Raw genomic sequence first — 12,957 nt, 5'->3', positions numbered from 1 at the left:
CGGGTGGTGGCCCTCCAGCGGTTCTAACTTCTTGGCGATCGCGCCGCAACGGGTTCGGCGCAGAGAACGAGTTCGGAGGTGGGCACCGTGACGATGACCACCCTGTGGCCGCCAGCGCGGGGCGAGAAGCCGTTGGTGTCGGTTGTTGTCTCGGTGCGGGGGAACGCGAATGCGCTGCACGGTCTGTTGACCGCACTGGCGCTTCAAAGCTTCGTCGGAAGGGTGTCTGCCGGCCTGGAAGTGGTGGTCGTGAACAACAGCCGGCGACGCCGCTGCGATGTCCGCGCAGTAGTGGCTGGCTCATGGCCGTTCCCTGTGCGGGTGTTCCACGAACCGCGGCCGGGCTTGAGCCGGGGGCGGAACCGTGGCATCCGGGCGGCGCGGGGCCGCTACATGGTGTTGACCGACGCCGACATACGTCCGCGCACTGGCTGGCTGCAGGCGCTCGTGGCGGCGGCCGGTCAGCATGACGCAGCCGTCGTTGGCGGTCGGGCGGTGACGTCCTATCCCGACGGGACGGCGCTCACGATGGGCTGGGTTGCGGCCCGTCCGCTTGCTGAATGCCACGGGCCGCTGGAGTGGCCCGAGAGAGCGAGCGACTACGGCTGGCCGTACTGGATCGTCGGCGCGAACATCCTCATCGACCGGCGCGCGTTCGTCCGGCTCGGGCTCTTGCGTACCGACTTGGGGCGTCGCGGTCGGCTGCCGCTCGATTGCGAGGACCTGGAGTTCGCCGACCGAGCTAGCCAGGCGGGCCTTCGCGTGATGATCGAGCCGAAGGCAGTCGTGGACCATCCTGTCGGCCGCGCTCAGACCCGTCCCGGCTGGTTCCTTCTTCAGGGCGCCTGCCACGGGATCTGTGTCGCCCGCATGCGCACGACCGTGCGCGTCCCAGCGCCCGCTGTCCGTGCGGGGTTCTCCGACATCGTCGACGTCTTGGCGCTGCTTGCGGCTGCCTGGGCCTTCCTGGACGACGTGCAGTTTGTGGTGGCGCTCCGCGACGCCGCCCGGATCTTCACCTATCACCTCGAACGCGTCCGGCTCGTCTTCGTCGGCCGGACGCTGCTCCCACTCAGCTCCACCGATCCGGAGGGATGCACATGAACGTGATCACCGGCACTGGCCTGCCGCCCGCTGACCATGCGCTCGAAGTGGTCGAACGCAAAGGCGCCGGTCACCCCGACACGCTGGCCGACGGCGTGGCCGAGGCCGTCTCGCGCGCCTACAGCCGCTACTGCCTGGACGAGTACGGTGCGATCCTGCACCACAACGCCGACAAGACCGCGCTGCTCGGCGGCGCTGCGGACGTCAGGTTCGGACACGGCGAACTGACCGCCCCGATCACCGCCCTGGTCAACGGCCGCTTCACCGCCGCCCTCGGCGACGTCCCCATTCCGGTTGAGGCGATCATTGAGGCGGCGGTCCAGGAGTACCTGGCGGACGCGCTCCCGCGTCTGGACATAACCCGCGATCTGGTGCTGCGACCCCGAGTGACCCAGGCGTCCAGCCCGGGCGCGGTGCTGGGCGAGACCGACGCCCAGCAGGCAGGGCGGCGGTTCTGGTTCGCGCCCAGGAGCCTGGACGACCTCGCCGAGCGGACGCGGCTGTTCGCCAACGACACCTCCGCCGGCGTCGGCTACGCCCCTTCCGGGATCGCCGAGCAGGTCGCGGTCGCCGTCGAGTCGGAGCTGAGCGGATCCCAACAGGCCGGTCCCCGGCTGTGGCTGGGGACCGACATCAAGATCATGGTGGTACGGCACGGCAACCAGGTTCATGTGACCGCGTGTGTGCCGCAGATCGCCGAATACACCCCCGGCCTCTCCGTCTACGTCGGACGGCGCGCGCGGCTGCGCGAACTGATCGCCGAGATCGCGCGGGAGACCGCCCCGCACTGCGTGATCCAGGCTGCCGTCAACACCCGCGACAACGACGAGCGGCAGGAGCTGTACTTGACGGCGATCGGCTCGTCGCTGGAGTCGGGGGACGAGGGCGTGGTCGGTCGCGGCAACCGGACCAACGGAGTGATCTCGATGCTTCGGCCCTGGTCCGCCGAAGGGGTGTCGGGCAAGAACCCCGTCTATCACGTCGGCAAGCTCTACAACCTCGCCGCCCAACAGGGCGCCGAACGCCTGCACGCCGAAACCGGCCGAACGGTCGCGGTGGCCCTGGTGTCGCAGTCCGGCCGCGATCTCGACGACCCGTGGCAAACGGTCGTGCAGACCTCCGGCGAGGAGCCGCTGAGCGAACCACTCGTCCGCAAAGTGATCGCCGAAGTGCTGGCCGGCCTGGACTCGCTGCGTGGACGGCTGCTGGCCGGCGACCTCGCGACGGCCTGAGCGGAGGCCGACCACCATGCTCACCCACAATGTGAAACCACTCACGTTCGCGGCGTGCCTGAACCCGGCTACCGTGAGCGGCCTGTCGTTCGAGCAGGTCGCTCGGCTGGCCGCCGCCACCGGGATCGCAATGATCGAGGCATCGATCCAGCAGGTCGTGGCGTACGGGCCGACCAGGGCTGCCGACCTGCTCGACGAACTCGGTATCCGCGTCGCGGCCGCATGCGGACTCCTACCGGATGGGCCCGTGTTGCCGCATCCGCTGCTCGTCGCCCCGCCTACCTTCCTGCACGCGGTGGACGGTCTGGAGACCCGGCTGGAAGCGTTCGGCGCGATCGGCTGCCGCGTCGCCACGATCGTGCTCAACCCACGGACCGACCTGGACGGCTCTTTCGCCCACGACCTCGCCTCCGAACGGCTTGAGATGCTCGGTGCCGCCTGCGCGGAGCACGGGCTGACGCTCGCCGTCGAACCGGTCGGGGTCAAGGCCGGCCTCCCGGCATCCTTGGACGGCCACAATCCGTTCATCCCCAGCCTTCAGGGGCTCGTGCAGCTCCTCGACGCCGTCGGCGGCGCCACTGCGGCGGCAGCCCTGGGAGTGTGCGTGGACTCCTACCACTGGGCGGCGGCCGGTCCCGATCCCGCACAGTTGACCGACCTCGCGCCATCGAGAATCGCGCACGTCCAGATCGCCGACACGCCCGCCACCGTGACGCCCGAATACTGGACCGACGAGATGCGGCTGTTCCCCGGCGACGGCACCCTGCCCTGGCCGCAATTCCTCCATGCACTGACCGGCGCCGGATATACCGGGCCGTTGTCGGTCGAGCTGTTCAACCCCGACCTGCGCCGCCTGCCGCAGCACGTGATCGCTCAGCGTGCTCTGAGCGCGGTCACCGAAGTGCAGGGAACCAGGCTATGAAGCTCACGCCAGACGAGCGTCAGGACGCCGCGGTGAAGGGGCGGCCGTGGCGGGTCGCGGTGGTGGGATGCGGCGGTGCCGCGTACGGCATTCACCTGCCCGTCCTAACCGCTCACCCGGCCGTGGAGATCGCGGCCGTCTACGACCGGGAGATCGAACGCGCCGAACAGGCCGTCTTCCAGTTCGGGGGCCGAGTAGCCGCGAACACCGCCGATCTGCTCGAGGGCGCCGATCTGCTCGCCGTGCTCACCGGTGTCCACGAGCCCTGGATCGAGGCGGCTATCGCCAACGGCGTCCATGCGTTCACCGAGAAGCCGGTCAGCCTGGACCTCGACAGCACGCGCCGGCTTCGCCGCCAGGCCGACGCCGCCGGGGTGCTGCTGGAAGTCAGCGTCGTTCGGGCATTCGACAGTGCGGTTGCTGAGCTGAGGCGCGAGCTACCCGAGCACGAACTTCGAGGTGGCTGGATGGCCAAGGCCGACGGGCACGACACGGCCGCACGCCGGCCCTTCCTTCCGCCGGGCGTCTCGCCCTACACCTTCGAGGCCGACCCCCAACCACAGTTTTCGAAAGCGCTCGGCCCAGCCGGCGGACGCGCCTTAAAGATCTTGCTGTGGCAGGGGTACCACCTCCTGAGCACCATGGCGCTGACCGTCCCGAACGCCCGGCCTGTCCCCTGCGTCCTCAGCAAGGACCTCGCCACTGTTCATGGCATCGTCCGCGCCCCGAACGAGGCAACCATCGCGTGGACGGTCGGTTCGGCTCCTGCAGGCATACACCTCGATCACGTCACGCTCACCGGCACGGACACGACCCTCACCGCCGAGTTCCCACCGCCGTACGGGCCAGCAGGTATGGGGACCTTGACCGCCCACGGTGCGCAGCAACGATCGCCGTCTGCCCGAGGCGAAGTCGTCCCCGCGCAGCGGATGTGGTCGGCCATCGCCGACCGCCTCACCGCCCATAGCCAACGACGAGCGATTCCTGCGGGCACGACTCCTGTAGCCGAAGCCGTCGAACGGCTCGCCTACGGCCTGGCTCGCCTCACCACTGTGAACGACCTCGGCTGGAGCACCGGAGAGGCCCTGCCCCTGGACTCGGAGCAACCATGAACGACACCAAACCATGGCGCGTGGGGATCGTCGGAGCCGGTCGCATCGTCCGCACCGGGCATCTACCGGCCTACATCCAAGGCCGTGTCCCTGTCACGGCGATCTGCAGCCAGACCGGGACCACGGCCACGCGCCTGGCCCAGCAGTTCAGAACCGAGTTTCCCGACCTCCGCGTGCACGGCAGCGCGCGAGAGCTGGCCGCCGACCCGGACGTCGATCTGATCGACATCGCCACCCGGCCAGACGGCCGGGTGAACCTGATCCGAGAGCTTCTGCCCTACGGCAAACCGCTCCTGGTGCAAAAGCCAATCGCCTACACCCTGGACGAAGGGAACACTATCGCCCGCGAGGCCGCCGACGCAGGAGTCGAAATCGCGGTCAACCACAACCTGCGCTGGGCGCCGGCCCAACGTCAGCTGCTCAACTGGATCCGCGCCGGCGAACTCGGAAACCTGACTCACCTGGCGCACGTCCACCACTTCAACGAGGACATCGACACCTGGTACACCCGCCACCCCGGCTACCTGTTCCTCGACCACGGACTGCACTACCTCGATCTCGCACGCCAGATCGCCGGCACCGAGCCGGTCGCCGTCTCCGCCCGAGCCAGCCGCCTTCCCGGCCAGACCGCCCAGAGTCCGCTCTCCTACAGCATCATGCTCGCGTTCGACGGCCCGCTGGTCGCCTCGCTCACCCTGCACAACCAGACACGTACTCCGCATGGCTGGTCGAGCTCCTGGTACGTCAACGGGGACAAGGGCGACGCCGCCGCCACGTACGCCACCGCGACCCTGCACACCACGACCGGCTCTATCACCCACGCCCCTAGCGGCGAGTGGGTACCCGACGGCGTCCTCGGTGCCTACACCGCGTTCACCGAGGCGTTGGACGACGCAACGGCGCCTGGACACGACTTGGCGGATCACTTGCGGACACTCGCCTTGGCATCCGCCGCGCTCGCATCGGCGAACGACCAAGGCGCCTGGAAGAAGATCCCCCCTGTCTATGGGGGGAGCGGACGATGACAAGACCGTTGATTCTCGCGATCGAAGGGCCGCCTGGTGCCGGCAAGACGACACTGCTCGGCGCCCTCGTCCCCGCCCTGGCGGACCGGGGCCTGTTCTTCCCAGAGCCCAACATCAAGACCGCGCGTTCCGCTTGCCCGCGCACAACCAGCGCATCCGAAACGCTCTGGTACCTGCGGCAGGAAAAGCGTCGTGCCTTCGCTCTACGCCGAGCCGACGGCACGGTGCAGAGCACCGATCCTCTCGCGACCACCCAGGTTGTGGTGTGCGACCGCAATCATCTGGGGGTCCTCGCCTATACCTGGGCCGCGCGCAGAAGCGACGGCTTCCCGTATGACGAGGCAGTCGCCTACTACCAGCGATACATCGTCCCGCTCTATGCCGAAACCGACCTGCGAACGGTGATCCTCCAGGTCAGTGTCGACACCAGCCTCGAGCGCCGCGGCGGCAGCCCACGCCACCCGCGCTGGTGGCAATGGTACGACCGCGGCCTGCTGCGGCGACTGGCCGACTTCTACACCGACAAAGCGCCCGCTCTGTGCCCGGAGCCACCACTAGTCATCCAGACCGATCCATTCACTCCGGAAACTGTTCTCTCCCTCGTCACCAGCGAACTCAGCACTTACGGAGTTGTCGTTCCAGCCGCCCCGCCCGCCGTCCCACTTAACTCGGCTGTGGACGACCGTTTCGGGGAGCACCACGCCGCGCTGGGCGGCACCGCCACCCTCGGCGAGCCGATCACCGCTGCCTTCGCCTACCGCGGAGGCCTGATGCAGATCTTCCAGCTCGCCAGCCTCTTCCGCTTCGACGACCGCACCCGCATGTGGGACCCCTACCAAGTCCTCGAATCCGACACCGCAGACCTCCTCGACCATCGACTCATGGGAGCGCCCTCATGACCAGCAGCCGCCCCTGCGTGCTCGGCGTCAACTTCGGCCACGATGGCGGCGCCGCGCTCCTCACTCCCGACCGCATGGTGGCCATCGGCGAGGAACGGCTGAACCGCCGCCGCTACAGCCCCGGATGGCTGAACGCCGTTTTGTACTGCCTGCGGGCCGCCGGCCTCGCCCTGGCCGACGTCGACCTCGTCGTCGCCAGCTCCTACGGCCGCACCCCGGCCATACCGGCCGACACCGGATTCGACCTCCTCGGCATTCCCATGGAACGGATCACCACCGTCGATCATCACCTGTCACACGCCTATACCGCCTTCTGTCTCAGCCCCTACCAGCGCGCGACGATCCTGGTCGCCGACGGCGGCGGCAACAACACCGACACCGAAACGTTCTACGTCGCCGACTCCGACGGCATCACCCGGCTCGGTGGCAACGACACCGGACGCCCCAGGGCAGGCGGGATCGGCCCCACCTACGAGGCCTTCACCGAATACCTGGGCTGGTCACCCCAAGAAGCCGGAAAGACAATGGCGTTGGCCTCCTACGGAGACCCGCACGCGTACACGGTTCCGCTGTTCGACCTCCATGGCACCCAGGTCTGTGGCCAGCTCACCTCCACCCACGCCACCGGCGTCGCCGACCTGGCCGCCCGCACGAACTCCGACTTCGGCCCACCGGGCAGCAAGGGACACGACCAGCGCGGCATCAACGCCGCCGCCTACCTTCAGCACCACACCGAACAGATCCTCACCGAACTGGCCGAGAAGGTGATCGCCGCGACCGGCGTCGGCAACCTCTGCCTGGCCGGCGGCGTCGCCCTGAACTGCGTCGCCAACAACCGCCTCCGCCACCTACCTTCCGTCACCGGGCTCTTCATCCCGCCGCCGGCGTCCGACCGCGGCCAAGCTCTCGGCTGCGCCCTGTACGGCCTGTACCGCCTCACCGGCGAACTCCCACGCCGCGCTCTAACCGACGACTCCTTCGGACGCGCCTACGACGACTACGAGATCGAACTGGCTCTCAAACGCGACCCACGCTCCGGCCTTGTCGAGAGAACCGTCGCGCCCTTCACCTGGCGGCGCGACAACGACATCGCCGCCACCGCGGCCCAGCTGCTCGCCGATGGCAAACTCATCGGCTGGTTCCAAGGCGGCAGCGAACTCGGCCCCCGCGCGCTCGGCCACCGCTCCATCCTCGCCGACCCCCGCAGCACCCAGGCCCGCGACGCGCTCAACCACCGCATCAAGCACCGCGAGCCCTTCCGCCCGTTCGCCCCGGCGATCCTCGAAGCCGACAGCCCTGACTGGTTCGACCTCGCCGGCACCCAATCACCATTCATGTTGCTCGCCCCGACCGTCCAACCGCAGCACACCAAGCTCATCCCCGGAGTCGTTCACATCGACGGCACCGCACGCGTCCAAACCGTCGACCCGCACACCAATCCGCCCTTCGCGTCCCTGATCGACAACTTCTCGGCGATCACCGGGGTGCCCGTCGTGCTGAACACCTCTTTCAACGACCGCGAACCCATCGTTGAAACCCCGGCCGACGCCTTGGCCACCTTCCAAGACACCGACCTGGACGCCCTGTGCATCGGCGGCTACCTCGTCGAAAAGCTGCGCTGACCAGCCACAAGCTGGAGCCGGTCACCGAGTCTCTGCAACCATGGAACCTATGACGGAAGCCCGGACACGCGACGCGGCCCGCGTGATCGTCCTCGACGAGGACGACCGCGTGCTCCTTCTGCGCTACGACGAGGGCCACATCTTCTGGGCCGTCCCCGGAGGGGCTCTGGAGCCGGGGGAGACCCACGCGGCCGCGGCCGTCCGGGAAATTTATGAGGAACTCGGCCTTGAGCAAGTTTCAATCGGGCCGCAACTCGCCACCCGCACATCAACCCATCCGATCTTCGGCGAGCAGGTCAAACAGGTCGAGAAGTACTTCATCGCCCGCGTCCGCTCACAACAGGTTCGTCCCGCCGACGCCACCCAGACCGACAACATCCGCGCCTGGCAGTGGTGGGGCCTGGACGAGCTCGCCCACACAGACCAAACCGTGTATCCGGTCGGCCTTGCCGATCTCATCCTTCGTTATCTAAAGGAGGGGACACCGACCGAGCCAGTCTCGCTTTCGGCGTAGGTACTCCAGCTATAGGCGGTGATCTTGCTGCTCGGTGGCTGCGGTGACCTTACTGGAGCCGGGTTCTGTCATCACCTCCGACGGCTTCTGCGCTCCAGGGACTGCGGAATCTGCGGGTCTACCGGCGCGAGGGACCCGGCTTGACGGGCCGAAGAACCCCGGCCCCTCTTTGCCTGACTGCTGCTCGACCTGGGGCGAACGAGCCCTACCGGCGCGAAGTAGGGCCTACAGGACGATCGGGGCGGCGACGATGGGTTAGGTGATGTTCCGCATCACAGCTGGCAGGTTTGCCTCCGCGCTGATGGCAAACCGGCGTTTTGGAGACATGCGGGCTGCGTCCCGCCGCTCGCAGCGTCCCGATCATCGCCGGTCCCGGGCAACTCATCGGCGATGGCGGCCGCGATGGGGACGCCGATCTCGGCCGAGATCAGCCCCACTCCCCGGTGGTTCTCCAGGAACACTTCCCTGCCCTCGGCGTCACACGTGAGGTCGACCGCACCGCGCACCATGTTGAAGCGCCGGTGCAGCTCGGCCAGCCGGGCGCACAGGTCCGGCGGCGGAGAGAGACATTCGAGGACCGTCCCCGCGTGCGCGGGAGCACATCACCCTGCCCGGGCAGGACGTCCACCAGCAGGGACCATCCCCGCGTGCGCCGGGAGCACTGGTTCGCGAGTAACGAGGCCGGCGAGGACGTGGGACCATCCCCGCGTGCGCGGGGAGCACACCCACACCCTCTACACGATGGTCAACTACGTCGGACCATCCCCGCGTGCGCGGGGAGCACGGGGCGGCCGCGAACACTTCACCCGATGACTCGGGACCATCCCCGCGTGCGCGGGGAGCACAGCCGGATCGCCTCGCCGGAGATCTCGTTGAAGGGACCATCCCCGCGTGCGCGGGGAGCACCCAAGCGAGATCATCAGGCAGCCCGCGCAATGGGGACCATCCCCGCGTGCGCGGGGAGCACAGCCGGATCGCCTCGCCGGAGATCTCGTTGAAGGGACCATCCCCGCGTGCGCGGGGAGCACCCTGCCCGACCTGCGGCTCTATGCGGGCAGAGGCTCAAAATACATCACTTCTTGAGAGTTGGATATTTCGGGCATTCTTGTGCGAGGTCCTTCAATGAAGCAGGCAGCGACGCGCGTCGGGTCACGTAAATGGTGGTGTACTCCAGCGCTCGTCGGCGTCGGCCGTCGCGGCGCCGTTTTAGCGGCCTTGCTCCAGCCCGTGGCGGGGGCTTGGCGGTGATCGTCGGGTTTCCTTCGTGCTCCCCGCGCACCCGGGGATCGTCCCCATCTTAAGGCGCAGGTCAGGTGAGTACTACGGTACTCCCTGTGCACGCGGGGATTGTTCTCTAGCATGGTGCAGGTGGTCGTACACAGTGACGCTCACTCCACTTCGCAGCGCCGAAGATCTCGGCGAGGCCGGTCTCAGGAGCTAGCCGTACTTGGGAAACACTGGGCGGATATAGCTGACTGGCGGAAATGGCAAGGGGTGTCAGGCAGGGCGGGTGATCGTCGGCCCAGGGTTCATCTGGCCAAGCCCGACTGGTTGGAGCTGCGACCTCAAGTGTGAGCTTCTCGCGGGTGTGGATTTCCAGAGAATGGCGGAGGTTGGTCCGGGCCAGGTGCGCGCCGAGGTAGAAGTGAGCGCCGGATAATAGGTTTGCTGAAGAGCGTTGAGTTCGTGTCAGGCCATGGCCTTCTCTGGCTGGGCCCTCGGTGCTCGTCAGGGGGTTGACGGTCTTTGTGGTTTGGGTGCCTTGTGATTTTGTGATGCTTTTCTGGGGTTAGGTCGGACCTCGGTAAGACATCCGGTGATAGGGATTGGGAAATCGGTGGCAGCAATACTCTCTGGACCGAGTTCGACTTTCGAGATTGCTCGACGGATGATGAGGTGGGCTTCGTCGATGGCGTTCGGAGTATGGGAGGCGAGGGCCTGGATGGTGCGTCCGAGGCTGGTTACCGTTTCGATGCCCTGAGCCTCTGTGGATTCGTAGAGGTCGAGGAGGCGGTGGATGGATGCGGGGACGCGCGGAGTAAAGGTGGGGTGTTGTTGTTGCTGTTGTAGGACGCCGATGACGGCGAGGTCGTTGATGGCGGTTCGGTGGTGTGCGGCAATGATGTTGCAGGCCTCGAAGGCTTTGAGGGCCACTGTTGCGATGCGTGCGGCGTCGGTGGTGGTGGGGGCGAGTTCTGCTGGTGCTTTGACCTGGTAGGAGGCGCGTGGGCTGGGTGTCCAGACGGGGTCCGTGTGGATGAGTCGGCCGAGGCGGATGATCAGATCGCTGGCGTCGGTGGCGAGGCCGGTGGCGGGGTGGCCGAAGTCGTTGTAGGTGTCCCAGCGTCGCGTGATCGCTTTCCATCGTCCGCTCGTTTTTCTGATGGATTGGGTGACTTGTTTGAGGCTGGAGATGTGGTGCTGCTCGTTGAGTTCTTCCATTCGGCGAGTGAGGTTGAGAACGGTTTTGCTGTTGAGGTCGCAGATTATGGCGGCCGCGCGCGCAAGGTAGCGCCAGGTGGTGGTCGAATCGGGTGTGGTGGGTTTGTTGAGGCGTTGGATGCTCGCGCTGATCCCGGTGAGGGCCTCGGTGAGGTTTTCGCCGACCTGGGGTGGGATCCGTCCAGGGATGTGGTGCAGCGGGATGGGGTTGATCGGTGGCCGTTGGTTCTTGCCGGACACTCGGGACAGGACGGCGGCGGTCAGGAGCGGTCGGCTGGCCGCGTCTGATGGGTCGCCGGTGTGTCTGGCCAGGTGGGCGACGGTGGCGACGTGGTCGCTGAGTTGGTGCAGTAGAGCGCGGGCGGTGTCGGTGGCGGCGATGGTGGGTGCGTCTGGCGAGATGGTCTCGGTGAGGGCGGTCGGGCTGTGGGAGGCGAGCAGGTCGAGGCCGCAGCCGAGGGCCAGGGAAACGCAGCGGACTTTTTCGGCGAGGACGGTTTCGGGTGTTTGGGTGGTGGGGCGGGGGCCGAGGAGTTGTTCGGCGTGGGTAATGAGGGCGGCGGCGCGGTGGGCGGCGTCCCGCACGCCGTGGTCTTGGGTGTGCGGGACGCCGAATCCGGTGGCGATCTGGTCGTGGTAGCGGACCAGGACGTGGGCCAGTTGGGAGAGTTCGGCGCGGACGGCGGGGTGTGTGGCTTGGTGGGCGATGTCGGGCTCGTGGACGGCCTTTTTGAGGTCGGTGAGGTGTTCGTTGGCGAGTGCGGTCATCTCTCCGAAGGTGACCACGGGCGGCTACCGGAGGGCTTCGCGGAGCCGGGCGGCGTGCAGGGCTGCTTGCAGGCAGGCCATCTTGTCGTCGGGGTCGCTGGCCAGTTCGGCGGCGCGCACCAGGCTCTGGGAGACCTTGCTTGCGAGTTCGAACAGGGCGTCGGCGGTCGCGTTGGCGGTGTTGTGGTCGGTGGGCGCGGCGGCATGCAGGGATGGGGCTTGGCGTAGGGCGCGGTGGGCTTGGATGGCTTCACCTTCGGCCATGCCCCAGGCGATGAAGCCGTCGGGTTCCTGGGCGGCGAAGGCGGTGATGACGCGTTCGGCGTGGGCCAGATCGGCCAAGGCGGTGGTGAGGAGTTCGGTGAACCAGGTCTGGCGGACTTGGGCGTGCTCGCGGTCGTGAGTCATCTGCTGGTCCTTGGTCCGAGCGGTTGGGACTGGTGCGGCGTCGGGCGTGCTGGGCCGGGACGGATCCGGGCGTGGCCGTGTTGGCGGAGAGCGGGCTTGCGCATCTGGGGCTCCTGGCGGGTGTCAGGAGGCTCGGTTGGGGCCCTGGCGGGGCTTTGTCTGCTTGGTGGGGGGATTCGGGTTCGGTTCTGATGCGGGCGGGATGCCTTGGGTGAGGTCGTACGGGAAGTCCCGGGCGGCGGCTGCGGTGTCGCGTGGATGGCCGCTGGGAGCCGGTGGTGGTGGTTTGGGGTCGAGTTCCGGGCGTAGTTGGTGCGCGGGGACGCCTGACCAGGAGCTGAGCGCCTCGATCAGGTTGTCGCAGTCGCGTCTTGCGGCGGCGCGGTCGGACGCCGTGGCGGCGTGGCGGCTCGCGAGAGTGGTGTAAGCGCGTTCGGCTTCGTCGGCGTGGGTGATCATGCCTAGGGCCGTTGCCGTCCGCGGGAAGGGCGGCGCCGGCGCCAGGTGGGCGGCCGGTGCGGCGAGAATGGCAGGGATGCCGGGGACCTCGACCAGGAAGGTCGTCTCGGTTTCGGATCTGCTGTTGGTCCAGCCGACGATGGTGCCGCACCGGTCGCCGTGCCGGAGGAGGCGGACTTCGTCGCCGACCTTGTGCGGAGCCGCGGCGTCGGTCTCAGTGGGGTTCTGCGGGTTGATGGTGCGGCCGCTGATGATGATCTCGGTGAAATTGAGGTTGTGCTGAGTGGCGTAGTGCTCCAGGTCGTTGATCAGGGCGCTGAGCAGGGCCTGGGCATAGAGCGGGTCGCGGTTGAGCAGTGAGCTGCCACCTGGGAAGGCGCGCTGCTCGTAGGTCTGCATGATGCGGGTGGCGCGGGCCAGTTGCGTGGCGTTGAGGTCGTCGGCCATCGG

At 67.7% G+C, this 12,957-nt stretch carries 11 protein-coding genes and 1 CRISPR repeat array; of the genes, 8 read left to right on the top strand and 3 right to left on the bottom strand.

The genetic code is table 11. From position 1 onward, the window contains the following. Positions 1-93: 93 nt before the first annotated feature. From QP089_RS02235 to QP089_RS02200, 8 genes are read left to right on the top strand one after another with little or no spacing between them, the layout of a single operon-like run. Entirely contained in the window at positions 94-1,104 is a 1,011-nt protein-coding gene (locus QP089_RS02235; RefSeq protein ID WP_285909708.1) for a glycosyltransferase family 2 protein, read from the top strand. Next, positions 1,101-2,336 carry a methionine adenosyltransferase gene (locus QP089_RS02230; RefSeq protein WP_285909454.1) on the top strand — a complete coding sequence of 412 codons (1,236 nt, stop codon included), beginning with the start codon at positions 1,101-1,103 and terminating at the stop codon, positions 2,334-2,336. The genes QP089_RS02235 and QP089_RS02230 overlap by 4 nt, the downstream gene beginning before the upstream one ends. 16 nt (positions 2,337-2,352) lie before the next feature. Then, a complete protein-coding gene (locus QP089_RS02225; RefSeq protein WP_285909453.1) occupies positions 2,353-3,258 on the top strand; it encodes a sugar phosphate isomerase/epimerase family protein in 906 nt (301 codons plus the stop codon). Then, on the top strand, positions 3,255-4,370 hold the full coding sequence (locus QP089_RS02220) for a Gfo/Idh/MocA family protein (RefSeq protein ID WP_285909452.1): 1,116 nt from the start codon (positions 3,255-3,257) through the stop codon (positions 4,368-4,370). Before QP089_RS02225 ends, QP089_RS02220 begins: the two co-directional genes overlap by 4 nt. Continuing rightward, positions 4,367-5,395 carry a Gfo/Idh/MocA family protein gene (locus QP089_RS02215; protein ID WP_285909451.1) on the top strand — a complete coding sequence of 343 codons (1,029 nt, stop codon included), beginning with the start codon at positions 4,367-4,369 and terminating at the stop codon, positions 5,393-5,395. The genes QP089_RS02220 and QP089_RS02215 overlap by 4 nt, the downstream gene beginning before the upstream one ends. Beyond that, positions 5,392-6,294 carry an AAA family ATPase gene (locus QP089_RS02210; protein ID WP_285909450.1) on the top strand — a complete coding sequence of 301 codons (903 nt, stop codon included), beginning with the start codon at positions 5,392-5,394 and terminating at the stop codon, positions 6,292-6,294. Before QP089_RS02215 ends, QP089_RS02210 begins: the two co-directional genes overlap by 4 nt. Beyond that, positions 6,291-7,916, top strand: coding sequence for a carbamoyltransferase family protein (locus tag QP089_RS02205; protein ID WP_285909449.1), 1,626 nt, complete (start codon positions 6,291-6,293; stop codon positions 7,914-7,916). The genes QP089_RS02210 and QP089_RS02205 overlap by 4 nt, the downstream gene beginning before the upstream one ends. 49 nt (positions 7,917-7,965) lie before the next feature. Continuing rightward, the gene (locus QP089_RS02200; RefSeq protein WP_285909448.1) at positions 7,966-8,430 is read left to right on the top strand and encodes an NUDIX hydrolase; all 465 of its coding nucleotides are present in this window, start codon (positions 7,966-7,968) and stop codon (positions 8,428-8,430) included. A 633-nt stretch (positions 8,431-9,063) separates the two neighbouring features. Further along, positions 9,064-9,458: a CRISPR direct-repeat array (repeat unit 29 nt; unit sequence GGGACCATCCCCGCGTGCGCGGGGAGCAC). 700 nt (positions 9,459-10,158) lie between these two features. Here the strand turns inward: QP089_RS02200 and QP089_RS02195 are convergent. The 3 genes from QP089_RS02195 to QP089_RS02185 form a co-directional block, all read right to left on the bottom strand. Next, positions 10,159-11,640, bottom strand: a complete 1,482-nt coding sequence (locus tag QP089_RS02195; protein ID WP_285909447.1) for a hypothetical protein — start codon at positions 11,638-11,640, stop codon at positions 10,159-10,161. A gap of 24 nt (positions 11,641-11,664) precedes the next feature. After that, complete coding sequence (locus tag QP089_RS02190; RefSeq protein WP_285909446.1) at positions 11,665-12,048, bottom strand: hypothetical protein; 384 nt, start codon at positions 12,046-12,048, stop codon at positions 11,665-11,667. A 123-nt stretch (positions 12,049-12,171) separates the two neighbouring features. Further along, positions 12,172-12,954, bottom strand: coding sequence for a hypothetical protein (locus tag QP089_RS02185; protein ID WP_285909445.1), 783 nt, complete (start codon positions 12,952-12,954; stop codon positions 12,172-12,174). Positions 12,955-12,957: the final 3 nt, after the last annotated feature.

Origin of the sequence: Actinomadura opuntiae, assembly GCF_030283205.1 — a bacterium.
Classification (GTDB): Bacteria; Actinomycetota; Actinomycetes; order Streptosporangiales; family Streptosporangiaceae; genus Spirillospora.
The sequence above is the reverse complement of the archived record's forward strand: the minus strand, read 5'-3'. Positions and strand labels throughout refer to the sequence as shown.